Raw genomic sequence first — 26,755 nt, forward strand, 5'->3', positions numbered from 1 at the left:
GTTAATTTATGTTAATGTACGAAAATAGTGATTTTAGTTAATTTTTAACATCTTTTATTAGTTTATTCAACGTACATCATTATTATATACGTCCATAAAACTAGATTTGGATGTTATTTGTTGGTGTTTTTTTGTTTTTAATTACTTTTATAAGAAACTCATTCATATTACTCGACATCATTATGGATCAGAATTCATTTAAAACGGATTAAAATGATCGCCAAAATAAAGAAACAAACAAATAAATTAACAAGATGATTTTAAAATTCAATTATAAATATTCCCTATTCATTGCTGTTGTTTGCTTTTCAATTTTAAGTTTTTCCCAGAGCAACAGAAAAGAAAAAAGTATTATAAAGGCTGTAGATAGTCATACGGAAAACGCTATTGAGCTGATTAAGGAAACAGTCAATATGAATAGTGGCACCATGAATTTTGAAGGTGTAAAGGATGTCGGTAAACTATATCAAAAAGAACTAGATAAACTAGGTTTCAAAACAGAATTAACAAATGGTGATGCTTATGGTAGAGCTGGACACCTAATAGCATCGAGAAAAGGAAAAAAAGGACCAAAATTTTTAATGATTGGTCATTTAGATACCGTTTTTGAATTAGATAGTCCGTTTCAAGAATATACCATGCTCAATGATTCTATAATGAAAGGGCCTGGAGTAGCCGATATGAAAGGTGGTGATGTTATCATCATATTAGCAATGCAAGCGTTACATGAAGCCGGATTGTTAGATGATATGTCTATAGAAATCGTTATGACGGGTGACGAAGAAAAAAGTGGATCTCCAATAGAATTGTCTAAGGCAGGTTTAATCGATGCAGCAAAACGCGCAGATATTGCTTTAGGATTTGAAAATGGAGATAATAACCCCAAAACAATTGTGGTATCTCGCAGAGGTTCTACAGATTGGCAACTTAAAGTTACAGGGAATCCTGCACATTCTTCTCAAATCTTCACAGAACAAATTGGAGCAGGAGCCATCTATGAAACGTCTAGAATCTTAAATGAATTCTACGTCCAACTCGCTAAAGAAAAGGATTTAACATTTAATCCAGGGTTCATTATTGGAGGTACAACCTTACAGCCAGACGATGATGGCACTGGTGGACATGCCTTTGGGAAATCGAATGTGGTGTCGCAAGAAACAATAGTTAGAGGAGATTTAAGAGCCGTGTCTTTGAATCAATTAATTAAAGCTAAAGAAACCATGGCTAAGATAGTTTCAGAAAGCTATCCAAAAACGAATGCTGAATTAACGTTTTCAGCAGGAGCGTATCCGCCATTAACAAAAACCGATGGAAATGTGAAATTATTAGGGTATTATAATACTGTAAGTGAAGATTTAGGCTTCGGTTCAGTAAACGCAGTAAATCCAAGAAATGCCGGAGCTGCAGATATTTCGTTTACTTCTGAATATGTGGATATGGCAATTGATGGATTAGGGCTAACTGGTGGTGGTGACGATCACACTATAAACGAAACAGGGAATTTAAATACAGTGGCAACCCAAGCAAAAATTACTGCTGTTTTGATGTATAGATTGGTGAATTCAAAACTATAAAAGAAATAATGCTATAAAAAAATAACCTTTCTACAGATACCAATACTGAAAAGCGCTTAAGGTTTTTCATTTGTGTTATTGTTTTCTAAGTAATATAGTAGTGTTAATTTTGAAATTCGTGTCTTAAATATAAGAAAATGGACTTATTTAATTCAGAAATAGATTCTAATCTTTTACCATTTGATGGAGAAGTAAATTATTTCGGTTCCATAATGTCTATTAAAAAAGCACAAGATTATTACGAAAAACTACTTCAAAATATCAATTGGGAGAACGATAAGGCCATCATATTTGGGAAACTAATTATTACGAAACGAAAAGTAGCGTGGTATGGAGATCAACCCTTCGATTATACCTATTCTAAAACTACAAAATCTGCATTGCCTTGGACTAAAGAACTCTTAGAACTGAAGGCAATGGTAGAATCTAAAACAGGTGAGACTTTTAATTCATGTTTACTCAATTTATATCACAACGGAGAAGAAGGTATGGCTTGGCATAGCGATGGAGAGAAGGATTTGAAAAAGAATGGAGCTATAGGGTCTTTAAGTTTTGGAGCAGAACGTAAATTTCTATTTAAACATAAAGCGACTAAACAAAATGTTTCCGTTCAACTAGAAAAAGGAAGTTTATTGGTAATGAAAGGCACAACACAAACCCATTGGTTACATCGCTTACCACCAACTAAAAAAGTAAAAACGCCAAGAATAAATTTAACGTTTCGGACTATAGAATCTTAATTAAAATTTTAAATACTCCATGATTTTTACAACAGCACCAGTATTAGAATCAATATAAGATTTAGTAATATCTCCTTGATTTTTTCTTAATCCTTCATCTGTAATCAAAGCATTTAAAGTAGAATTGAAAGCTGAGGAATTCGCCAAACTAGTTACGCCTCCTAAATTAATAAGCGTCTTAGCTTCAGGAAACTTATCATAGTTTTTTCCAATAAGAATCGGAATTCCAAATACGGCAGGTTCTAATATATTATGTAATCCAGTTGAACCAGCTCCTCCACCAACATAAGCTATATTGGCATAGCTATAAACTTTGCTTAAATAACCAATGGTATCCAAAATGAACACCTTGTAATCAGCTAAATTTTCATTTTGAGTTAATTCTGAATAACTAATGGTTTTTACATTCAATTGTGATTTTAAAGAAGCCACATAACTCGGTTTTAGATTATGTGGGGCAATCACAAATTTGACATTTAAATTTTCATTAGAATTTATAAAATCCATATATAATTTATCATCATCTGGCCAAGAACTTCCAAAGACAATACACAATTTGTCGTCTTTAAAGTCTTCGATAAATGTAACGGTATTATCAATTTTTAGTTGATTCGAAACACGATCAAATCGGGTGTCTCCAGATACCGAAACGGAATTATAATCAATACCTTCAAGGAGCGATTTAGAATTTTCATTCTGTGTGAAAATATGCTTGAACCCAAATAAAGAAGATCTCATAAAACTGCCATACCATTTAAAAAAACCTTGATCTTTCCTAAAAGCTGCAGAAATTAGAATGGCATTTATATCGCGTTTTTTTATTTCATGTAAAAAATTTGGCCAAATTTCATACTTCACAAATAGAATATAATCCGGATTCACCAAATCTAAAAAGCGTTGTGCATTAGTTGTCGTATCAAGTGGAAGGTAAACTACAACATCGGCGATTTTAGTATTCTTTCTAACCTCAAAACCAGACGGAGAGAAAAAGGACAACACGACTTTATAATTAGGGTGTTTGGATTTTAAGGCTTCAAAAACAGGTAGTCCCTGTTCGTATTCTCCCAAAGATGCACAATGAAACCAAAACGTTTTGTCTTGTGGTTTAATGGAGTTTTTAAGCTTTAAAAAGGTGTTTTTTCTGCCAATAACACCTTGTTTCAATTTAGAATTGAATAACGCTGCAATTTTAACAACAAAACTTGCTAAATAAATTCCTATGGAATAGAGTCCTTTCAAAAACAAATATTTATGCTAAAATACATTTCTTTCATTTAATTGCGTTGCCATAGCGCTTACAATTTCGTATTTTCGCTAATAGCTTTACGCTTTTTTATATTTACACTAAAATGTAGTCTTCACAATGAAAAAAATACAAATGGTTGACCTCCAAAGTCAATATGCCAAAATTAAAGATATAGTAGATCCTTCGATTCAAGAAGTAATGGACAGTGCCAGTTTTATTAATGGTCCTAAGGTGCATGAGTTTCAAAAAAATCTTGAGAATTATTTAGGAGTAAAACACGTCATTCCATGTGCTAACGGAACAGATGCATTGCAAATCGCCATGATGGGCTTAGGATTGCAACCAGGTGATGAGGTAATCACAGCCGATTTTACGTTCGCAGCCACTGTTGAGGTTATTGCATTATTGCAATTAACTCCGGTTTTAGTGGATGTCGATCCCGTAACGTTTAATATCGATGTCAATGCGATTAAAAAAGCAATTACGCCAAAAACTAAGGCTATTGTACCAGTTCATTTATTTGGACTTCCAGCAGAAATGGATGCTATAATGGCTTTGGCAAAAGCGCATAACCTTTACGTCATTGAAGATAATGCACAAGGTATTGGAGCTGATTATACACATAGTGACGGTTCTAAAACCAAAACAGGCGCTATTGGCCATGTGGCTTCAACATCATTTTTTCCATCAAAAAACTTAGGTTGTTACGGAGATGGTGGAGCTATTTTTACCAATGATGATGACTTAGCACATGCCATTAGAGGCATTGTAAACCATGGAATGTACGAGCGTTATCATCATGATGTGGTTGGTGTTAATTCACGATTAGATTCTATTCAAGCTGCTGTTCTGGATGCTAAGTTACCGCATTTAGATGCTTACAACAGTGCAAGACGAGACACAGCAAGAAAATATAATAAAGCTTTTGAAAATCATCCAAATATTACCGTTCCATCTGGTTTAACGGAGTGTGAAGGGATTTGTGACACATGCGATTGTCATGTGTTTCATCAATATACACTTAATTTAAAAGGAGTGGATAGAGATGCTCTTGTGGCGCACTTACAGTCTAACAATATTCCATGTGGAGTGTATTATCCAATTCCGTTGCACAGACAAAAAGCATATATGGATGATCGCTATAATGAATCAGATTTTCTGATTACTAATGCGTTAATTAAATCTGTGATTTCGCTTCCAATGCATACAGAGCTCGATGATGAACAGATTGAATGTATTACTAGCACAGTTTTAAATTTTATCGATTCAAATAAATAATATGAAACGAGCATGTTAATAGCTTTGTCTACCAATGGGTTGATTAATAGCGAACAGCATGTGACATTTTGAAAAAAAAATATATAGAAAACACATGAAAATTTTAGTAACAGGTGGTTTAGGTTTTATTGGGTCACATACAGTTGTAGAATTACAGAACGAAGGCTATGATGTTGTAATTATAGACAATTTATCTAATTCTTCTATTGAAGTTTTAGATGGTATTACGGCAATCACAAACAAAAAACCACTTTTTGAAAAGCTCGATTTAAAAGTAAAACCAGACGTTCAAGATTTTTTTAAGCGTCATAACGATATTGTTGGTGTCATTCATTTTGCAGCAAATAAAGCCGTTGGCGAAAGTGTTGCAGAACCTTTAATGTACTATGAAAACAATATCACCACGTTAATTTATATGCTTCAAGAATTGAGTGGTTTGAGTAAGAAGAATTTTATCTTTAGTTCCTCTTGTACGGTTTATGGACAAGCCGATGAATTACCAATTACGGAAAATGCACCTGTGAAACCTGCAGAGTCTCCTTATGGAAATACGAAGCAGATTGGTGAAGAAATTATTAGAGATACCTGTCGTGTAAATGAAGATATTAGAGCGATTGCACTACGTTATTTTAATCCGATTGGTGCGCATGACTCCACTGAAATAGGTGAATTACCAATTGGAGTGCCACAAAATTTAGTACCTTATATTACACAAACGGCTATAGGTATGCGTGAGCAATTGTCTGTGTTTGGCGGCGATTATCCGACCTCTGATGGTACGTGTGTAAGAGATTATATTCATGTCGTGGATTTAGCAAAAGCGCATGTCGTGGCTTTACAACGTCTATTAAATGGCAAAAATGATTCTAATTTCGAGTTTTTTAATCTTGGAACAGGAACAGGAAGTACTGTTTTAGAAGCCGTTCAATCATTTGAACGTGTTTCAGGAACATCTTTAAATTATAAAATCGTAGATAGAAGAGAAGGTGATGTCATTGCTGCTTATGCCGAAACGTCTAAAGCAAACAATGTTTTAGGTTGGAAAACAAAATTAACCTTAGATGATGCCATGGATTCTGCTTGGAAATGGGAACAAAAGATTAGAAAGAAATAATCTAAATATCAATCATATGAAAACTTTACTCAGAATTTTAGTATTACTGTGTGCACTGTCACTTACTGCACAAAACACATATTTGCATTGTGGAAAATTAGTGGATACAAAATCTGGTAAAGTACTCAAGGAGAAAACCATTGTCGTTTCAGGTGATAAAATTATTTCAATTGAAGATGGTTATATCAACCCTACAAATTCTGAAGATGTAACAATTGATTTAAAATCGAAAACCATAATGCCAGGTTTAATAGATATGCATGTGCATCTTGAAGGAGAAACCAATCCAAAATCTTATCTAGAAAAATACACGCTGAATGAAGCAGATGTGGCTTTCAACTCAGTGAAATTTGCAAAAGCTACTTTAATGAGTGGTTTTACAACAGTTAGAGATTTAGGTGGCTCTGGTGTTAACATCCCCTTGAGGAATGCTATAAACGCTGGGAAAATTGATGGCCCACGAATCTTTACTGCGGGTAAATCATTAGCAACTACAGGAGGTCATGCGGATCCAACAAATGGTTCTAATAAAAATATTATGGGTGATCCTGGTCCAAAGGAAGGTGTTGTGAATGGAGTAGAGGATGCAAAAAAAGCCGTAAGACAACGTTATAAGAATGGAGCCGATTTAATTAAAATTACAGCAACAGGTGGAGTGTTAAGTGTGGCTAAAAGCGGTCAGAATCCGCAATTTTCTGTCGAAGAAATAAAAGCTATTTGTGAAACTGCTAAAGATTATGGGTTTCATGTGGCGGCACATGCACATGGAGATGAAGGCATGCAACGTGCCATTTTAGGTGGAGTCAAAACTATTGAGCATGGCACTTTAATGAGTGCTGAGACCATGGAACTCATGAAAAAGCACGATGTATATTTAGTACCAACGATATCTGCTGGAAAATTTGTTTCGGACAAAGCAAAGATATCTGGGTATTATCCAGAAATCATTGTGCCTAAAGCTTTAAATATTGGTCCTAAGATTCAAGATATGTTTGGAAGAGCATACAAAGCAGGAGTTAATATTGCCTTCGGAACAGATGCGGCAGTGTTTTATCATGGTGATAATGCTAAGGAATTTGGTTATATGGTTGAAGCCGGAATGCCTGAAATAGAAGCGCTTCAATCTGCTACAATTACCAATGCCATGTTATTAAAAATGGAAGACCAAATTGGGCAAATACAACCTAATTATATTGCCGATATTATTGCAGTAAATGAAGATCCAACAATAACGATTTCTACAATGGAAAACGTCATTTTTGTTATGAAAAATGGTGTTATTTATAAAAATTAGCCTTTTTTCAACATTTTTAGTGTTATTGAATATGTAAATGATAAGCTATAGCGTTGCGAATGTGTTAATTGTTATAGTATCTGATTTTCAATATGATAATACCAAAAGCCCTTAGCTCGGTTTTAACACTTATTCCTTGGGATTGGTTATCAAACGTCGTTGCTTTGTAGTGAATGATAATTGAACAACATGAAATTGATTAGTATTAAAAGAGAGACCAAAACCGAAGGTCGCTTCACGAAAAAAATGGGTGTAATGTTAACTAATGTCACCTACATCAAAAAGCAATTTTTAAGCATTCCTTACAAAACACTTCACAAGTATCGCGAAACGTATTATGGTGAAGTTAAAGATTGCGAAGACTGTAAATTAGCACGTTAGTTTTAAAACACTAAACAGAAACATTTTCTTTCTTCTTGCTGTTAAATATTCCACTGAATAGTAACATTATCATACCTGTGGTAACAGACATGTCAGCAACATTAAAGATACCTGTTCTAAAGACACCTCCTAAATTAATATAGAAGAAGTCAGTGACTTGGCCAAATACAATTCGGTCAAAGACATTGGCTACACCTCCTCCTACAATACAACAAAAAGCAATTAAGCTCATGCGGTCTAATTCTTTGGTTTTTAGAATGTAATAGATTACATAACCTAAAACCATGGTAGGCAGAATCAATAAGAAGATTAATCTTAATGTTGGATTCATGTCACTTCCCATGCCTAAAAAAGCTCCTTTGTTTTCAACCCAAATAAGTTGGAAATAGTCTTGTATAACATTGATTTGCCCCTTTCCACCTTTAATCATTGTGGTCCTAACAATTACTTTCGAAATTTGATCAATGGCAATATTAAATATTATGAGAAGTGTAATAAATAAATTTCTGTTCAAAGCAGTTGGTTTTAGGCGTTAGTTTCAAAAGTAGCTGAAGTGGTTTGTGCTTCGCGATGTATTTTCTTTACTAAACCTTGTAATACTTTTCCTGGACCAACTTCTGTAAAGTTTGTAGCACCATCAGCAACCATTTGCTGAACGGATTGTGTCCAACGCACCGGTGCCGTTAATTGCGAAATTAAATTGGCTTTAATCTCATTTTCATCTGTAATAGCAGAAGCAGTCACGTTTTGATATATCGGACAGTTTGGTTTACTAAATGTGGTATTTTCAATGGCAGCTGCTAATTCTTCGCGAGCAGGTTCCATTAAAGGAGAGTGAAATGCTCCTCCAACCGGTAATACTAAAGCGCGTCTTGCACCAGCATCCTTTAAAGCTTCACATGCTCTAGTAATAGCATCAACTTCACCAGAAATTACTAATTGACCAGGGCAATTATAATTCGCAGGGACAACAACTCCATCTATAGTTTTGCAGATGTCTTCAACAACGTTATCCTCTAAGCCTAAAACTGCAGCCATAGTACTTGGTTGCAACTCGCAAGCTTTTTGCATGGCTTGTGCACGTTGAGAGACTAATTTAAGTCCGTCTTCAAACGTTAAGGCGCCAGCAGCAACCAACGCGGAGAATTCTCCAAGAGAATGACCAGCAACCATATCTGGTTTAAAATTATCTCCAAGTATTTTTGCTAAAATAACAGAATGCAAAAAGATGGCAGGTTGAGTTACTTTTGTTTGCATTAAATCTTCCTTAGAGCCCTCAAACATAATGTCTGTAATATGAAAACCTAAGATGTTATTAGCTTTTTCGAATAATTCTTGTGCTAAAGGGGAATTCTCATAAAGATCTAATCCCATTCCTGAGAATTGTGCACCTTGACCTGGAAATATATATGCGTTCATTTGTGTTTCAATTTAAGACGCGAAAATAGTAATAATTTATTAAAGAGACCTTTGTATGGTATGTATTCCACTCTTTGGTTCGCTTTTTTAGATTAAGAATTTATAACTGTTTTGTTCCATAAAAAAAGGATGCTTTTCAAAAGCATCCTTTTAAGCTGACTTCTTATTCCCTACAACAAGAAGTGCTCTATTTTTTTTATTCTTTTATGTTTGTCAAGATTGTTTCCTTAATAAATACCTGCAGTTTGATTTTCAGGGTTTAATTTTTTTGGAAATTAGGTCTACGACTGTATCAATTCATCTGTGTTAATTGAGGCCTAATAATATTAAACTTTGTGCTATGACAAGTGCTAATGCAAATAGCATTAATACAAAAACCAAAAATGATTTTTTTTTCATAAATAAGTAGGTAGAGCGTTCTAAACAAAATTAGAGCAATAATGGAAGTCGTGAAAAAAAATGTCGCGAAGTGATGGGTTTTGTACGTGGAAAGTTGAGATGGCACTCGCCTAAACGCTACTTAATTTTAGAATAGCGTTGAATTGAATTTATCTGTAAGAATGTGTTTACAAAAAAGAGCTGTAGGCTTTCTTAAAAGCCTCTTTGTAGGTGTTTGATATTGGGATTTCTTGGTTGTTGATATAAATAGTTGATCCTTTTACACTATCAATATTATCTATTTTAACTGCATAAGATCGATGTACACGCTTCATTCCTTTAAGCTCATTTTCTTGAATAAAATGATCTATAGTGTCTCTCTTTAAGTATTTTTTAGATTTCGTATGTATCTCTATATACTTATCTGCAGACATTATAAAAAGTAACTCATCATCTTTGACTTTATGTATTTCATGACCTATTTTAATGTTAAAATGGCTATTAGTTTTATGATGCCTTTTGAGTACAATGTTTAAAGTAGAAAATATAGTCGCTTCATTAAATGGTTTTAATAAGTAACCGTCTGGCGTTAATTTTGACGCCTCATTAACGGTTGATTCATCAGCAAAAGAGGTTAAGAATATAAAAGGAATATTTAAATTTTCTCTGATGTATTTTGCGATTTCAAACCCTTGATTTCTGCCGTGCATATTGATATCTAATATAGCAATGTCCGGCGTATTTGTCTTTAAAGCCTGTAGCGCACTTTCAGTATTGAACGCTATTTCTGTAACCTGATAGCCCAAATCTTCTAAAATGCTATTGAGTTGTTCTGAGATGAATACATCATCGTCAACAATTAGGACTTTTGATTTTGTTTTATCTGGCATTGAATGTAATGTTTATAGCTAATCCTTTGGTATTATTAACTCGGGTTTTACCAAGTAATTGTCTTGTTGAAAGCGAATAAATTAGCTTCATGCCAAAAGATTTAGTAGTTGCAATATCAAAGTTTTCAGGTAAGCCTTTGCCGTTATCGGAGTAACTAAATTGAATATTGTTTTTGGTTTTTATAATACTGATGTCTACAGTTCTAATTGCTGTTTTGTTCCAAGCATATTTTAGGCTATTAGCAATCAATTCATGTAAAATAAAACCTAAGGCTTGTGCTTGTTCTACATCTAACCATAGTTCTTTACCATGAACAGTAAAACTGTCTTCTGGTAATTTAATAGGTTTTAATAGAAGGTCTACAATATCATTAAAATATTCTAAAACATCAATTTGTTGATAGTTCCCTTTTTGATACATTTTTTGATGCACCAATTGCATAGCGTCTATTCTTTTTTTACTATCGATTAAAGCGTCTTTAGTTTTTTGATCTTCTATATTCTTGGATTTTAAATATAATAAAGAAGACACGACCTGCATGTTGTTTTTTACACGATGGTGTACTTCTTTTAGCAGGATTTCTTTATCACTTAAAGCAGCGTTAATGAGTTTGTTTTTTTTTGCGAGTACTAGCGCAATTTTCTTGTTTTGAAAATAATAATAAGTAACACATAAGACAATTAAAATAAGAGCCATGATACTTAATACCGCAATATAATTTCTTAATTTATTGCGTTCTTCTTTTTTTTCATATTCATATTGAAGTAGCTTAAATTTATTGGCTTTAGTAATACTGTCTGTTAATGATTTTTGATGGTAAACATCTTGAAGTTCAATGCGAATAATATCTTGTATACCTTCCTTATTTCTTATCTGATTATTATAGTCATTAAATTCCTTATAATACATGAGGGCATTAGATAGGTCTCCATCTTTTTCGTAGGCTTCAGCGAGACCATAGCTCGCTAATTTTAGGGTGTTAATATTATTAGTGGTTTTTGCAATTTCGTACGCCTTATTATAATAGGTGTTACTTTCTTTCTTTTGATTTAAAGCTTGGTAGGTTTTTGCTGCAACAACATAAGCTTTATCTAAATTATCCTTAATATTTAAACGCTCTAAGTGTTGAATTACCCATGTAATGTTCTCTTTGGCTGCTTTAGTTTCATTTTGCTGAAAATGTAAATGCGCTAAATTCGTTCTTACGTTTGCCTCTAGCACTACAGCTTTACTGGTTGCAGCAATTTCTAAAGCTGCATTATAATTTGTTTTAGCTTTTGCTAAGTTGTTTAGTTCTAAATGTAATTCTCCTATTTTATTTAAAGCATTAATAAGTCTGTGATTATTAGATAGCTTTTTAGCGTATGATATGGCGGTTGTATAGTTTTTTTCGGCAGTCTCATATTCTTTAATTGTAACATTTATATCTCCAAGACTTTCATAAATGGAAGCCATGTACCCAACATAATTATGGTCAATACAGAAATTTAAGGCCTCTTCAAAAGTTTCTAAACTTAGTTTGTATTGGCCTTGAGCCTCATAGATTTCTCCTATGTTTATTTTAGATCTTGCGTATTCCACATTGATTTCGTGTTTATTCGCAATTTCGAGACTTTTAAAATGGTAGTCTAAAGCGAGTGAAGCATTGCCTATACTGTTATTTAAGTTGCCGAGATCGCCGTAAATTTTGGCAATTCCTAGATAAGTTTTGTGTTGTATTGAGAAATTTAAACCTTCTATTAACGTATTTTTTGCATTATCAATCTCACCTAACATCATATAAGTATGTCCTAGGAAATGATAAGCTTGAGATGTTCGTTTATGATTTTTACTAGTCTTTGCTAGTTCTAGATACTCAGCGCTATATTGTAGCCCTTGATTAAAATCTGAATAAACCGATTTCCAACAACAATAACTAAAGGCATTTAGTCTTTCTTCAATTGACTTTGTGATATTAGTGGCAATGTGGTAAGCTGAATCTAGGGCTTTTTGCTTCTGTACTTCAGCCTGAGCAAGCCCCTTACCTGTAATAAACAGCACTATTAATAAATAGGTATATTTCATTTTATAGCCGTGCTTTATTACATTGGGATGTGCAATACATAGCTTTAAAAATTTATAGTTGCAGCTTCAGCACAACGTTCTCCATCCATAGCAGCAGAAATAATACCACCAGCATAGCCACCACCTTCTCCGCATGGGAATAAATTAGTGATTTCGGGATGTTCTAAAGATTCTGTTCTTGGAATGTTTACAGGCGACGATGTTCTAGATTCCACTCCAATAATATTAGCTTCTTCAGTGTAATACCCTTTCATTTTTTCGCCAAAGGCTTTAAATCCTTTTCGTAACGATCCTCCAATTATTTTTGGTAATAAAGAATGTAATGGTGCGGATTTTAAGCCAGGTTGATAAGAGGTTTCATTTAAACTTGAAGATAATTTACCTTCTACAAAATCCGTCAGTCTTTGAGCAGGAGCAGATTGTCTACGTCCTCCAGCAGTGAAGGCTAAACGTTCTAAATCTTTTTGATATTCGAGTGCTTTTAAAGCTCCAAAATGTTCGTATTTGTAAAGGTCTTTGTCCGCATTAATTTCTGTGACAATACCAGAATTAGCGAATTTATTATTTCGTTTTGAAGGAGACATACCGTTAACGACTACTTCTCCATTTGCGGTTGCTGCAGGTACTATAAATCCACCAGGGCACATACAAAAGGAATACACGCCTCTATCATTTACTTGCTGCACTAAACTATAAGACGCTGCAGGCAGTAACTCATCGCGTTGTTCACCTTTACAATGGTATTGAATGCCATCAATAATCTCTTGTGGATGTTCTACTCTGACTCCCATCGCGAACGATTTGGCTTCAAGCTTAATCTTTTTATCGTTTAATAAATAGAAAATATCTCGTGCAGAATGGCCTGTTGCTAAAATCACTTTTTCAACATCTAATTCTTTTCCGTCTAAAAGTTGAATAGCTACAATCTTACCATTCTTAATGGTGAAGTCGGTAACACGCGTTTCAAAATGAACTTCTCCACCGAATTTGATAATATTCTCTCTAATATTCTGAACGACTTTTGGTAATTTATTAGTTCCTATATGTGGGTGCGCATCTACTAAAATCTGATCCGTTGCTCCATGATATACTAAGTTTTCAAAAATGCGACGAACATCACCACGCTTTAAGCTTCGTGTATATAATTTACCATCACTATAGGTGCCAGCTCCACCTTCACCAAAACAGTAATTAGAATCTTCGTTTACAAAATGATCTTGATTGATGGCTTTTAAATCTCGTCGACGATCTTTTACATTTTTTCCGCGTTCTAAAACAATAGGTTTAAAACCGAGTTCTATACAACGTAAAGCTGCATACATACCTGCAGGACCAAAACCTATAATATGAACCGGCTTTGCGTTTGAAACATCTTTATAATCGAAGTGATATTCTGAAGTTTCAGGCATTGGTTCGTTGATGTAAACCTCAACTTTATAATTGAACATTATGTTGCGCTTACGTGCATCAATCGATTTTCTTAGAACTTTGATTCCAGATATTTCAGAAGGTTTCATACCTAAATCATAAGCTGCTTTTCTAAGCAAACCATCTGGTAGTTTTTCTTCGTGTAAATTGATGCGTAATTGTAAAGATCTTATCATGTTGCAAAATTAAAGAAAAGAAATATCATCAAAACTTTTTAAATCGTAATAAGTTGTAACGATCGGATTAAATTATAAACATAAAAAAACCACGCTTATAAACGTGGTTTTTTTATTATCCTTTAAGGTATTAAGACTTCGTTTTAGGCTGGTCTCTATTGATTTCTGAAATATCAATATCTGTCGCTTCAACTCCAAGTAAGTGTTTACTAAAGTGATCTGCTCGTAACCAAAACGAGTATTCCGTCATACTACCAAAACCATGGCGTTGTCCTGGCATAAGCATAAAATCGAAGCGTTTATTTGCTTTTATTAATTCGTTTGCCATTCTAATCGTTCCTCCAGGATGTACATTGTTATCCACATCTCCAGTAATCAGCATTAAATTTCCTTTTAGATTTTGTGCTAAAGATTGATTGTTGTCAATAAGGTATTTGTACTTTATATTACCATCGTCATCCATTTCTTCTTGTACACCATGATGTGTTTCGCTCCACCAGCTATTATAAATGCTATTGTCATGGTTTCCTGCTGAAGACACGGCAGCTTTAAAGAAATCTGGATATACCAACATCGCAGCAGTAGACATAAATCCACCTCCTGAATGACCGTAGATCCCTACTTTTTCAATGTCTATAAAATCATGTTGGTCTGCCAATTGTTCTGCGACGTGTCTTTTGTCTGCTAAACCATAATCTCTAAGATTACCATAACCGTAATTATGATACCATTTAGAACGGTCTGGATGCCCACCACGATTACCCATAGTCACAACAATAAATCCAACTTGGGCCATTCGGTCTAATCTGTCCATGCGCACAGAAAACGATTTGTTTACGGCTTCGGTCTGCGGACCAGGATAAACATATTCTAATAACGGATATTTTTTAGTGTCATCAAAATCATAAGGTTTGTACATAACTCCATAAATGTCTGTAATACCATCATCTGCTTTCATTTTAAAAGTTTCAGGAAATTGATAACCTGTGGCCATTAATTGTGACAGGTCGGCTTCCTCTAATGCCATTATAAGTTTTCCGGTACTCGATCTTAATTCTGATTTTGGGACGGTATTCACTCTAGAATAATTACTCACAAAATAGGAGTTAGAATCTGACATGTCTGTACTTGAGTTATAGTCACCCGGATTTAAGGCTTTTAAGCCAGAACCATTGAAGTTAATACTATACATATGTTCATAATACGGATCTTGATCTTTAGCAATTCCATGCGCTGTAAAGTAAAGTGTTCTACTTTTTTCATCAACGCCAATAGCACGTTCCACATGGTATGATCCCGAAGTTATTTCATTTTTTAAATTCCCTTCAGTGTCGTACAAATAATAGTGTGCCCAACCTGATCGTTCTGCCCAATGTAGCATTTCAGTTTCGTTGTTAAACAATACTAATGGACGCGTTTCTATATAGGTGTTAAAACGTTCTTCAATTAATACTTTCGTTTCTCCAGTATTGATGTCTGCCACACAGATATCTAATTTTTTGCGATCTCTACTAATAGTGTTGTAATAGATTTTACCTTTTTTAGATAATAAGAGTGAAGGCGTAAAGTCATTATCGTAAGTCGATTGTTTTCTTGGTTCTCGATACACTTGAATACTTTGTTGTTTTACAGTGTCTAATTGTATTTGGATATTACTTTTTGAAGGGATGTCAAAAACATGCAATTCTGTTTTATAATATTCATCTTCACCTGGCATATGATATTTGTATGTCTCTAACGTTGGACGTTTTCCTGAAGTCGTATTGATTACCCAAAGGTCATTAATATGTCTAGAATCTGTTCTTTGGAAAACAAACTTTTTAGAATCGTGAGACCAAATACCTCTAACCGATTTACGTTTATCTTTATTCTTTAATTTGTCCTCATTATTTTCTCCTCGACTGCTGCCTCCAAAATCATAATTTTCCTCTCCATCAGTGGTCCATTGGTTTTCTACAATAGTTGAATCTTTCTCGTTTTTTACAGCTTTTAAGAAGTTTTCTTTGTCCATCCAATACAAATTGTAATGTTTCGAAAATAACACCACTGAGCTATCCGGCGAAATGTTTGCCCATTTTTTCCAGTCTTCTTTTTCTTTCTTTTTGTTGCTAATAACGGTTAAGCCATTACCTCCGAGACGATACTCAAAGTGATACACCTTATTAACTTTTTTAGGTTTTTTTGCTTTACCTTTTTTCTTTTTATCCGTTTTTGTAGAATCTGTTTCTTTTAGGTTTTCTTTTTCGTCTTCTAAGTCATCGTCTTTTTTCTCTTCATCAACTTTTTCTGTAGATGTGACATAGAAACGTATGGCGGTGTCGTTTTTTACAAATTCGAAATTAAACCTTGGTAAGTGCTGTGCATCATAAGGGTCTTTAGTAATCTCGGTGAGCCATTTTGCCATTTTTTCATTGTCAAAAAGTGCTTTTTTAGTTTTTTGATCTGCGTCAACAATATAATAGTTAGACCCTTCAGTGGTCTTGTATTGGTACCAAAAACGATTACCAGTTTTTAGCCAATTTGGTCTTACAGAAGTAGAATGCACTAATTTTCCTAAATTGGTTGGAGAATATTTAGCTGCGGCTCTGTAATTTGGTGTAGGAGTATTGCTTTCCTTTTCGTTGTTTTGTGCATTAAGTAAACTAAAGGACAAGCTTAAAAATAGTAGAAGTATTAATTTTTGCATGCTTTGTGGTTGGTTTAAGATAAGTTTGTTTATCGATTTGACTAAAATACTTGGAATATTATACAATTGGTAAATATTTAACATTAGGCTAACTAATTAATTGAGTGAGTGTTTTTCTTATGACATCATTTTAGTATCTTGAAACTTATAAAAAATTAAAGTATTGAGCTGGTTCAAAAAAGATCCGTTACAAATTATTGCATTTCAGAGCTATGGGACAAATTCCCATTTTTATGCTAGAGGTAGAGCTTTAGAAGATGAATCTATTGATTTAGAAGCCAAAAATACTTGGCAACTCATCGTTAACTCATGGAAACGTTTTGGAACTGATGAAATCAAAAATGTAGGCTTAAATTTAAAACTATCCAATAACAAAGTTTTAAAAGCGACCACAGATCATAAAGGCTATTTTAGAATAGAAGCCAGTCTTGAAGATTTAAAATTATTAACTAATGATGAAGGTTGGTTGTCTTTTGAGTTATCCTATAACGACGTAAATATAAAGCGGCATATTCAGAATCAAAATCGGTTTCCAGGTGAATTATTAATTCCTTCAAGTAAAGCACAATTTGGAGTGGCAAGCGATATTGACGACACTATTTTACATACAGGAGTCGTCTCTTTGTTAAAATGGAGATTAATTTACAATTCTCTTTTTAAGAGCGCTAAAAGTAGAATTCCGCTTGAAGGTTCTGTGGATTTCTTTCATAAGCTACATCGCGGAGCCTCTGGTGAGAATGCAAATCCTATTTTTTACGTCAGCCATAGTCCATGGAATTTATATCGCTATTTAGAACTCTTTTTAAAGCAGAACGATTTTCCTAAAGGGCCAATTTTATTACGAAGTGTAAGTGAAGCGTTGAAGAAAAAAGAACACGGTGAAAAACCTCAGAAACAAAAGGAAATATTGAATCTGCTTAAAACTTATCCAGATTTACCTTTTATATTAATAGGAGATAGTGGTGAGCATGATCCAGATATCTATATTGAAATTGCAAATGAATTTCCAAATCGAATCTTAGCAATTTACTTGCGTGGCGTTAAGCACACCAAGAAAATGTTACGTGTTAAGAGTATGGTAGATAGTTACAAAATTACACCAATATTGTTAGTTGAAAATAGCCAACAAGCCATTGCGCATGCAAGGAAAAGTGGATTTATTGTTTAGAACAATCCATTGATCTGAGCATCAATTCTATTTATAATGTCACCTAAATCTTCAGGATTGTCAACAAAATCTAAATTATCCACATCAATTATAAGTAAGTTACCTTTATCATAAGTTGAAATCCAGGCTTCGTAGCGTTCATTTAAACGACTTAAATAATCGATACTAATAGTGTTTTCATAATCGCGTCCTCTTTTATGAATTTGAGCGACTAAGTTAGGAATAGAACTACGTAGATAAATTAATAAATCTGGTCCTTTTACAAACGATTCCATTAATTGAAACAATGATGAGTAATTTTCAAAATCACGATTCGTCATTAAACCCATAGCATGTAAGTTGGGTGCAAAAATATGGGCATCTTCATAGATCGTTCTATCTTGAATGATGTCTTTACCGCTATCATGGATTTGATTGACCTGACGAAACCTGCTGTTTAAGAAATAGACTTGTAAATTGAAGCTCCAACGTTCCATCTGATTATAAAAATCATCTAAATAAGGGTTGTCCACAACGTCTTCCAATTGCGCCTCCCATTTAAAATGTTTAGCGAGTAATTTTGTAAGTGTTGTTTTTCCGGCTCCTATATTTCCTGCAACAGCAAAATGCATAATCTATTCTATTTTTAATTGGTAAAGATGTAGTAAATTGAAGCCGTAAATATACACCGTTTCATTGGTTACCAAAAACTGTTTTATTAACATTTTTGGATGTTGTATGGGTGTAATTATAGATTCGTTTTTTTCTAGTATAAATAAAGATTCCCCCTTTTTTAATACCAAATGCGCTTCGTTAAATGCTATACTTTCATAACCTGAATTTTCTATTTTTCGGATTAAACTACCAAAGTAACTATAGACGTAGAGGTAGTTTTTAGTCAATAAATAGCAATAGTTATAATCGCTTTTCAAATCTAAAACTTCAGATTGAACAGGTACCGTTTTGAGTTTAATTTTATTGGCTTTAAAATCATACAATTCTAAATATTGATAATCTTGATTGAATAACCATAACGAATTATCAAAGCCAGAAGACACAAAAGACACATTTTTGTAGGGTTGAATTGTATTGAAATCTACTTTTTTAATTTCAGCTAAACGATTATCTAAAACTACAACCGTATTAAAGTCTTTATAAAATAAATTTATTTTTAAAGGATTAAACGTGTTTGCAGAAGTAATGTCACCAAGCTGAAAGTTGGCGTATGTAATAGTGGTATCCTTTGTTTTTTTATGAAATGAATTGTTATCAGTGGCATAGTAAAGCGTACCGAAATTATCAATTCCAAAAATGGCTTTAGCTTTAAGCTGTGTCGAATCTTTTAAAGTCGCTGTAATTTGCCGTTGCGTTTTATCTTGAGAAAAACTGAACAAACTAAAGAAAAGAAATAAAATGACTAACTTTTGCATGATTGTGGGAGAATAAGCTTGAAAAATACAACAATTACTCCAATTTCTCTTTACAGAGCTTTGAGGTTATACTAATTAGAAAGAACTTGTGAATAGATTTTTAAGAATAAGGATTGGTGCTTATAAATTAATCCGTCAACTTATACCCAAAACCACGCACATTAATAATCTGAATGTTCTTGTCTTTACTCAATTGCTTTCGTAATTTACTTATAAACACATCCATGCTTCTAGCGGTGAAAAAGTCGTCCGTTCCCCAGAGTTTATTCAGAATTAAAGAGCGATCTAATACTTGGTTTTTATTTTTTATTAAATGAAACAACAAGTGTGCTTCTCTATGTGTGAGTTGAACGATGTCCTCTTCTTTATACCTTAATTGTTGCTTTGGAAAATCGAAAGTAAACGCACCTATCATAATTGTTTCTGTTGCTTTCTGTGTCTTGGTTCTGCCAACCAGATTATGGACTCTAACAATGAGTTCCTCCATACTAAATGGTTTTTTGAGGTAATCATTGCCACCAATAGAAAAGCCTTCTACCACATCTGCGGTTTGCGACTTTGCTGTTAAAAATATAATAGGAATAGTGTCGTCAATAGCTCTAATCTCTTTAGCTAAAGTGAAACCATCTTTTTTGGGCATCATCACATCTAAGACTAAAATTTCTGGAGCTTCAGATTTATACTTATCAAAAGCTTTGTCTCCGTTTTCGCAAAGAATGACTTCAAAATCTCGTGTTTCTAAACTTTCTTTTATTATTTGTCCTAAAGAAGCTTCATCTTCAGCCAATAACAATTTGATTTTATTAGCCATTTGGAAGTGTGATTTTAAATGTGGTTAAATTTTTATTGAGTTCTAAGGTGATTGAACCATGGTGCTTGTCAATAATGGTTTTGGTGTAATAGAGACCAATACCAAACCCTTTTACATCATGCGTGTTACCTTTTGGAACACGATAGAATTTATCGAAAATTTGAGTTTTATTTTCATGAGTTAAGCTGTTGCTATTATCTGAAATTAAAACTTCAAAATTAGTTTTTTTAGTCTTTAATTCAATAGAAATTAGATCTCCTCCATACTTTACAGCATTGTCTAAAATGTTATTTAAGGCATTTTCAATATGAAAGATATCAGCATTAATAATTAAACTTTCGAGCTGAATATTGGTGTTAAATGTCTTATCAGGAAATTGAATCTTATACTTACTAACCAAAGCATCAAGTAAACCAATGATATCGAAATTTTCTTTATTCAATTCTAAATTACCACTATCTAAAGTAGCGGTTTCTAATAGTTTTTCGACCATAACATTCAACTTTCCTAATTGCTCGGAAGACATGTTGAGGTATTTTTTAGTTTTGGCTTTATCGTCAATAGCATTAAAATTACTAATGCTTTCTAGTGCTGCACTTATAGTAGCTATTGGTGTTTTAAACTCGTGCGTAATATTGCTGATAAGGTCATTTTTAACTTCGGCGAGTTGCTTTTGTTGTTTAATGATTTTTAATAGATAGAATAGACAGCTAATTACGGCTAAAACTAAGAGGGTTGAAATTAATATGCCTCCAAGAATACGATATAAAATAGCTTTGGTGGTGTTGGTAAATAAAATGGTTAAAAACGTACCTTTTGGTAGGAATCTAGATTTTGTATCCGTTTGAAGGTAATCGTCAGACATGTGATTAGGATCTAATTCAGGTAAGGATGCGTTTACCATAAAATAGTCTATGTCACGTTCGGAGTCTTTGTAGTCTAAATAAAAATCGACATTAATGCTTTTGCGTTCTAGTTCTATCGCTATTAATTCTTCAACAGCCTTTACATCAAGTGTGTCATTTTTTATTGAAATCATCACTTTAGAGGTCAGAAATTCGGCATTTTTTAAATTAACATCTTTATTGTTGCTTTTAAGACTATCTATTTTTAATTTAAATTGATCTCTTGATAAGGGGTTGTGTGTTTTATCATGAGCCTCTGACATTGAATCTGCCTTAAATCCTCTAAAGACGGTTATACCTTCAATAGTATTTGTATCTAAAGAATCAAGGTTTGTAAACTCTTTATTAGATTCATCAATGTTTTTAAAAAATTTTTCCAGCTCACCACCGTCTTCAAAAGCTTTTTTTTGCTGGTCGCCTTCAAGAATAAAACCAAAAGTGGTGCGCTCTGCTAAAGCTGTATAATAATCATCTACCGCTTTATCTAAACTAACTTGCACATCGTTAATCAGCTGCTGTTTATTGGTTTGATAGTTTTTATAGTTCCAATAGACTTGTATGCTAATCGTAGCCGTGATTACGGCAATGATGGTGTATAAAATTAGGCGATACCGTTTATCATTCATGTTTCAAATGTATAAAGTTATTATCAAGTATAGGTTATCGGTTAACACACGTTAACACTAGTTAACCTAAAAATCGAATTTGTGTTGAGATATTTGTAAGGTATTAATCATAAAACCATAAAAAATGAAATCAAAGATGCGTGACTGTTTTAGTCTAAAAAAAGTGTTGACTTGTTTAGTGATGTTAATTTCTGTTGTTGGATTTAGTCAGTCTAAAGTTGAGGAAGAATCAGTAAAAGTTGATGCGTTTAGTATTGAGGTTACAATTGATTCTCCTGAAGAACTAGAATCCACTTTTAAAGTGGAAGATTTAGATGAATTATTTAAAATGATGGATAGCAATGAAGAATTAAGTTTTACCTTAAACTGTAGCTTTTCAGAGGTTAAGGATAATTTAAAAGGTAGCATGACTTATACAGTTATGGGAAGGGCAGATGAAAAAACGAAATTTCTAAAGAATATTGAAAAAATGAAAGCTACAGCATTGAAATTTTATAATTTAAAAAACAGAACATAATGACAACAATTACTAGAATTCTAATTTTGATATTAATAGGAGTCGTTTCTTCTGTTAACGCACAAGATTTTCAAGGTGTAGCAACTTACAAAACCCATCGCGATTTTGATATTAAAATGGATAGTACCAAAATGAATGATGCGATGCAAAAACGAATGATGGAAATGATGAAAAAGCAGTTTCAGAAAACGTATACCTTAACTTTTGATAAATCGTCATCTTTATATAAACAAGAAGCAGAATTAGATAAGCCACAAGTTGGTGGAGGTTTTCAGATGTCTTTTGGTAGTAGTGGTTCAGATGTATTTTATAAAAACGTAAAACACAAAATTTATGTTGATCAAAAGGAAACTATGGGTAAAAATTTTCTGATAAAAGATTCTATTTCTGCAATAGAATGGCAATTGGAATCCGATACAAAGCATATAGGTGAATACATGTGTTTTAAAGCAACATATACAAAACAAGTGCCTAAAGTTAATATGAATTTTAGTAGCATATTAAGTAAAGATGATGACAATGAAGAGGAAAAAGAACCAGAAATGGAAGAACGTATTATTACAGCTTGGTACACACCTCAAATTCCAGTGAGTAATGGTCCTGCAAAATACCAAGGATTGCCAGGATTGATTTTAGAAATTCATGATGGAAAACTAACCGTTATCTGTAGTAAAATTGTAATTAATCCAGAAGAAAAAATAGAGATTGAAGAACCTACCAAAGGTAAAGAGGTTTCGCAAATGGAGTATGATGATATCATGGAGAAGAAAACTAAAGAAATGATGGAGCGTTATGCTCCAAGTAGAGGATCTAAAGATGGAGCAATCCATATATCAATTGGCGGTTAATTTTCTTAACATAAGTTTAACAAGTTGAGACTTAACTTTTCATCATTTGTAGAGTCTTATGGACGTAAGATGAACCAAATTCGATATTGAATTTAATTATAACGCTAAAGATGAACAGATTACCGCTTAAGATTGCAATAGTATTAACTGTGTTTTTTACTAGTACTAATTTATTTGCTCAAGATTTTCAAGGCAAAGCCGTTTATATCTCTAAGACTACTATGGATATGGACCAATTTGGAGGACAAGACATGACTCCAGAACGTAAAAAGCAAATTCAAGAACGAATGAAGAGCTTTTTAGAAAAGGAATATACATTAACGTTCTCTAAATCCGAGTCAATTTATAAAGAAGAGGAAAAGTTAGCAGCACCAGGAAGTGGTGGTGGCGGAAGAGGTTTTGGAGCATCATTAACTGGTGGACCAAAATATAAGAATATTCAAACGAAAGAAATGATTCAAGATCAAGAGTTCTTTGGAAAGCAGTTTTTGGTTAAAGACGAATTAAAAGATTTAGAATGGAAAATGGGTACTGAAACCAAAGTAATTGGTCAATATACTTGTTTTAAAGCTACGGCAACAATAGTTCCTAGTGGATTAGATATTAGCAGCTTTAGAGGTCCAAGAGGAAGAGATCGAAACGAAACTGAAAAGGATACTACAGATTCTAATGAGGCTAAAGCACCAAAAACAATAGAGGTGGTGGCATGGTACACTCCTCAAATTCCTGTTAACCAAGGGCCAGATGATTATTGGGGTTTACCAGGATTAATATTAGAAGTTAATGCAGATCGTACAACGATACTTTGTACTCAGATTGTATTAAATCCAAAAGATAAGGAAACCATTGATAAACCTAAAAAGGGTCAAGTGGTAACACAAGCAGAATACACCGAAATCACTACCAAGAAGATGGAAGAGATGCGCGAATTGTATGGTGGGCGAGGTGGACGAGGCGGACGAGGTGGAGGACGCGGTAGAAATTAAAATTATCACTAACTCTAGGATGAGCAGAGTTTAAACCACGCTCTCAATCACCAACCAAAGAAATTATTTATATGAAAAATATTTTAGCACTGCTATTTACTTTAGTAGTTATGAGTTCTTTTGCTCAAATTAAAATGACAGGTATTGTAAAGGATAGCATTGGCTCCCCTTTAGAATTAGCCAATATTATTGCAATTAATAAAGAGTCTAATACATTAGAATCTTACGCCATTACAGACGCTAGTGGAAAATATGTGATTTCATTGGGTAAAAACGGAACTTATAGTATTCAGGTAAGTTATATAGGATTAAAATCAGTTGATGAAACTGTTGAGACTAAGGAGGTTGATATAGCAAAAGACTTTAATATGCTTTCTGATAATATGTTAGATGCTGTAGAGTTGACTTATGACATGCCAGTGACGATAAAAGGAGATACATTAATTTATAATGCAGATTCTTTTAAAAATGGTACAGAACGAAAGCTAGAAGATGTCTTGAAAAAACTACCAGGTGTAGAAATTACGGCAGAAGGAAAGATTGAAGTAGAAGGTAAGGAAGTCACAAAACTTATGGTTAATGGTAAAGATTTCTTTGATGGTGATTCAAAACTGGCGACTAAAAATATTCCTTCAAATGCTGTTGATAAAATTCAGGTCTTACGTAATTATGCTGAGGTTGGACAATTAAGTGGTGTTCAAAATAACCAAGACAATGTTGCTATTAACATCAAATTAAAAGAGGGAAAAGAGAACTTTTGGTTTGGTGATGTTACTGCTGGTGGTGGTGTGGCTCCGTCACCAAATGATAATTTATACTTAGTACAACCCAAACTGTTTTATTACAGTCCTAAATACAGTATTAATGTTATTGGTGATATTAACAATATCGGTGAGGTTGCATTAACAGGTCGTGATATTCGAAATTTTGGCGGAGGATTTAGAAGTCCAAGTGCCAGTAGTGGTACAAGTATTAACCTTGGAGATAATGGATTGGGTGGATTAACAAATGTTGGAGATGCCCAAACTATAGAATCTAAATTAGGTGCCATGAACTTCAGTTATTCTCCTAATGAAGCCTTAGACCTTAGTGGTTTTTTAATTTATAATGCCAATCGTTTAAAAACGAGACAAGAAAGTTTTGTGCGTTATACAAATCCAGAGTTAGGAATTCCTGATGAAGAAACCGTACAGACTGGTAGAGAAGCAACAAATCAAGGTTTAGCTAAGTTGAGCGCAAGTTATAAGCCAAACGCGAATAATCAATTAAACTATGATGTTTTAGGGCGTATTTCTAGTGATTCAGAAGTTCAAAATGAATTTTCTTCTGTAATAGGTGCAACCAATCAGATTGATGAAGCAAAACCGTTTAGTATTAATCAAAACGTTAACTATTACTACACCTTAAACGAGAATAATATTTTTGCTTTCGAAGCACAACATTTAATTAAAGATGAAGATCCTTTTTACAATGTTATTGGTTTAAAAGATGAGGATACTTTTGAAAGTACAGCAATTAGTTTAGGTTTAGATACCAATCAAATTAATTATGATTTAAATCAAGAACGTCGTATAAAATCGAATCAGCTAGATGCTAAATTAGATTACTATAATATTTTGAATTCAAAAAGTAACATCAATTTTACTTTAGGTACTATTTTGAGTAACCAGAAATTCAATTCTAATATTTTTCAGTTTTTAGATGATGGTTCCTTTTATGATCCTACGGCTAGTTTAACAGATACAGAAGGTAATCTACTACGAAATGAAAACGATACAGAATATAACTTTAGTGATGTTTATTTAGGATTCCATTACAGGTTAAAGACAGGGAAATTTACAATAACACCTGGATTCTCAGTACATGCCTACGGAAACAAAAACACACAATTTGGAGACACTTATGAAGATAATTTCTTTAGAGTATTACCAGATTTTGAAACACAAATCCAATTTAAAAAGAGTGAAAGTTTAACGTTCCGTTATAATATGCAAAACTCATTTACAGATGTTACGAGTTTAGCAGAAGGGTTAGTTTTAAATAACTACAACAGTATTCAATACGGTGAGTCACAATTACAAAATGCTTTATCGCACAACTTAAGCTTGCGTTATTTTAGTTTCAACCTGTTTAATTATACCAATATTTTTGCGTTTCTTAATTATAACAAGAATATTGATCAAGTAAGATCATTTACTAATTTTGATAATGTTATTAGAACTAATACGTATTTTAATTCAAACTTTGCAGACGAGAGTGTTTCTGCCAGTGGTCGTATTCAACGTACTTATGGTAAGTTAAGAGCGAGCATGCGCGTTGGTCTTAATTACAGTAAGAGTAATCAATTTGTTCAGGATGTGAGATCGGTCAATGAGACGTTTTCTCAAACATATTCGCCAGAATTAAGTACTAACTTTAGAGAGGCGCCAAACGTAACTTTAAAATATAGATATAGTGTTTCGGATACAAAGCAAGGAGACAATGACACACAGTTTATCACAAATGCTCCTTCAGTAGAATTTGATGCTTATATTTGGAAGGCTTTAACATTTAGAACAGACTATTCGTACACAAGTCAAAGTAGTAATGTGAGTGATACACAATCGTATCAAACATGGAATGGGAGTTTGTCGTACAGAAAAGATGAGGATGCTAAATGGGAATACCAACTAAAAGCAACCAACTTATTGAATATAGATTCTGAAGTTAATAATGGGTCTAGTAATATTTCGGTGTATAGTTCAGAAACGTTTATTTTACCAAGGTTTATTACTTTTAGATTGACATATACGCTTTAAGAAGCATTTAGAATTTTA

22 protein-coding genes are annotated in these 26,755 nt (G+C 33.3%); 11 read left to right on the top strand and 11 right to left on the bottom strand.

Annotated elements, in window-relative coordinates; translation table 11 throughout:
- Positions 1-254 precede the first annotated feature (254 nt).
- Together HM992_RS06120 and HM992_RS06125 are read left to right on the top strand one after the other, a co-directional pair.
- Positions 255-1,574: a M20/M25/M40 family metallo-hydrolase gene (locus HM992_RS06120; protein WP_179319064.1), complete on the top strand. Its 1,320-nt coding sequence runs from the start codon at positions 255-257 to the stop codon at positions 1,572-1,574.
- A gap of 137 nt (positions 1,575-1,711) precedes the next feature.
- The gene (locus HM992_RS06125) at positions 1,712-2,314 is read left to right on the top strand and encodes an alpha-ketoglutarate-dependent dioxygenase AlkB family protein (protein WP_179319065.1); all 603 of its coding nucleotides are present in this window, start codon (positions 1,712-1,714) and stop codon (positions 2,312-2,314) included.
- Here HM992_RS06125 and HM992_RS06130 read toward each other — a convergent pair whose 3' ends face one another.
- The gene (locus HM992_RS06130; protein ID WP_179319066.1) at positions 2,315-3,553 is read right to left on the bottom strand and encodes a 3-deoxy-D-manno-octulosonic acid transferase; all 1,239 of its coding nucleotides are present in this window, start codon (positions 3,551-3,553) and stop codon (positions 2,315-2,317) included.
- A 124-nt stretch (positions 3,554-3,677) separates the two neighbouring features.
- Between HM992_RS06130 and HM992_RS06135 the strand changes: the two genes are divergently transcribed.
- The 4 genes from HM992_RS06135 (at position 3,678) to HM992_RS06150 (ending at position 7,627) form a co-directional block, all read left to right on the top strand.
- Positions 3,678-4,838: a DegT/DnrJ/EryC1/StrS family aminotransferase gene (locus HM992_RS06135; RefSeq protein ID WP_179319067.1), complete on the top strand. Its 1,161-nt coding sequence runs from the start codon at positions 3,678-3,680 to the stop codon at positions 4,836-4,838.
- A 94-nt stretch (positions 4,839-4,932) separates the two neighbouring features.
- Entirely contained in the window at positions 4,933-5,952 is a 1,020-nt protein-coding gene (gene galE, locus HM992_RS06140) for a UDP-glucose 4-epimerase GalE (RefSeq protein ID WP_179319068.1), read from the top strand.
- Positions 5,953-5,968: 16 nt separating this feature from the next.
- Positions 5,969-7,246: a metal-dependent hydrolase family protein gene (locus tag HM992_RS06145; RefSeq protein WP_179319069.1), complete on the top strand. Its 1,278-nt coding sequence runs from the start codon at positions 5,969-5,971 to the stop codon at positions 7,244-7,246.
- A gap of 189 nt (positions 7,247-7,435) precedes the next feature.
- Positions 7,436-7,627: a hypothetical protein gene (locus tag HM992_RS06150; protein WP_020895523.1), complete on the top strand. Its 192-nt coding sequence runs from the start codon at positions 7,436-7,438 to the stop codon at positions 7,625-7,627.
- 10 nt (positions 7,628-7,637) lie between these two features.
- On the opposite strand, the gene lspA is transcribed toward HM992_RS06150, so the two are convergent.
- From lspA to HM992_RS06180, 6 genes are all read right to left on the bottom strand, one after another.
- Positions 7,638-8,141, bottom strand: coding sequence for a signal peptidase II (gene lspA, locus HM992_RS06155; RefSeq protein ID WP_178985891.1), 504 nt, complete (start codon positions 8,139-8,141; stop codon positions 7,638-7,640).
- An 11-nt stretch (positions 8,142-8,152) separates the two neighbouring features.
- Positions 8,153-9,046: an ACP S-malonyltransferase gene (gene fabD / locus HM992_RS06160; protein WP_178985890.1), complete on the bottom strand. Its 894-nt coding sequence runs from the start codon at positions 9,044-9,046 to the stop codon at positions 8,153-8,155.
- 566 nt (positions 9,047-9,612) lie between these two features.
- The gene (locus tag HM992_RS06165) at positions 9,613-10,314 is read right to left on the bottom strand and encodes a LytR/AlgR family response regulator transcription factor (protein WP_179319070.1); all 702 of its coding nucleotides are present in this window, start codon (positions 10,312-10,314) and stop codon (positions 9,613-9,615) included.
- Positions 10,304-12,379: a tetratricopeptide repeat protein gene (locus HM992_RS06170; protein WP_179319071.1), complete on the bottom strand. Its 2,076-nt coding sequence runs from the start codon at positions 12,377-12,379 to the stop codon at positions 10,304-10,306. The genes HM992_RS06165 and HM992_RS06170 overlap by 11 nt, the downstream gene beginning before the upstream one ends.
- A 44-nt stretch (positions 12,380-12,423) precedes the next feature.
- Positions 12,424-13,983 (bottom strand): NAD(P)/FAD-dependent oxidoreductase, encoded by a 1,560-nt coding sequence (locus HM992_RS06175; RefSeq protein WP_179319072.1) that lies wholly within the window; start codon positions 13,981-13,983, stop codon positions 12,424-12,426.
- A gap of 130 nt (positions 13,984-14,113) precedes the next feature.
- Positions 14,114-16,669, bottom strand: a complete 2,556-nt coding sequence (locus HM992_RS06180; RefSeq protein WP_179319073.1) for a S9 family peptidase — start codon at positions 16,667-16,669, stop codon at positions 14,114-14,116.
- A 163-nt stretch (positions 16,670-16,832) separates the two neighbouring features.
- Here HM992_RS06180 and HM992_RS06185 point away from each other — a divergent pair, with 163 nt between their 5' ends.
- Entirely contained in the window at positions 16,833-17,837 is a 1,005-nt protein-coding gene (locus tag HM992_RS06185) for an App1 family protein (RefSeq protein ID WP_179319074.1), read from the top strand.
- On the opposite strand, the gene HM992_RS06190 is transcribed toward HM992_RS06185, so the two are convergent.
- The 4 genes from HM992_RS06190 to HM992_RS06205 form a co-directional block, all read right to left on the bottom strand.
- Entirely contained in the window at positions 17,834-18,448 is a 615-nt protein-coding gene (locus HM992_RS06190; protein WP_178985884.1) for a deoxynucleoside kinase, read from the bottom strand. The two genes, HM992_RS06185 and HM992_RS06190, sit on opposite strands and share 4 nt — an antisense overlap.
- Before the next feature lie 3 nt (positions 18,449-18,451).
- On the bottom strand, positions 18,452-19,246 hold the full coding sequence (locus HM992_RS06195; protein WP_179319075.1) for a hypothetical protein: 795 nt from the start codon (positions 19,244-19,246) through the stop codon (positions 18,452-18,454).
- A gap of 127 nt (positions 19,247-19,373) precedes the next feature.
- Positions 19,374-20,057, bottom strand: coding sequence for a response regulator transcription factor (locus HM992_RS06200; RefSeq protein WP_179319076.1), 684 nt, complete (start codon positions 20,055-20,057; stop codon positions 19,374-19,376).
- Entirely contained in the window at positions 20,050-21,588 is a 1,539-nt protein-coding gene (locus HM992_RS06205; protein ID WP_179319077.1) for a sensor histidine kinase, read from the bottom strand. Before HM992_RS06205 ends, HM992_RS06200 begins: the two co-directional genes overlap by 8 nt.
- A gap of 124 nt (positions 21,589-21,712) precedes the next feature.
- Between HM992_RS06205 and HM992_RS06210 the strand changes: the two genes are divergently transcribed.
- From HM992_RS06210 to HM992_RS06225, 4 genes are all read left to right on the top strand, one after another.
- A complete protein-coding gene (locus HM992_RS06210; RefSeq protein ID WP_179319078.1) occupies positions 21,713-22,105 on the top strand; it encodes a hypothetical protein in 393 nt (130 codons plus the stop codon).
- A complete protein-coding gene (locus HM992_RS06215; RefSeq protein ID WP_179319079.1) occupies positions 22,105-22,953 on the top strand; it encodes a GLPGLI family protein in 849 nt (282 codons plus the stop codon). Before HM992_RS06210 ends, HM992_RS06215 begins: the two co-directional genes overlap by 1 nt.
- Before the next feature lie 110 nt (positions 22,954-23,063).
- Positions 23,064-23,939, top strand: coding sequence for a GLPGLI family protein (locus HM992_RS06220; RefSeq protein ID WP_178985878.1), 876 nt, complete (start codon positions 23,064-23,066; stop codon positions 23,937-23,939).
- 71 nt (positions 23,940-24,010) lie between these two features.
- Positions 24,011-26,737 carry a TonB-dependent receptor gene (locus HM992_RS06225; protein WP_179319080.1) on the top strand — a complete coding sequence of 909 codons (2,727 nt, stop codon included), beginning with the start codon at positions 24,011-24,013 and terminating at the stop codon, positions 26,735-26,737.
- The last annotated feature ends 18 nt before the right edge of the window (positions 26,738-26,755 follow it).

The organism is Winogradskyella helgolandensis (assembly GCF_013404085.1).
Taxonomy (GTDB): domain Bacteria; phylum Bacteroidota; class Bacteroidia; order Flavobacteriales; family Flavobacteriaceae; genus Winogradskyella; species Winogradskyella helgolandensis.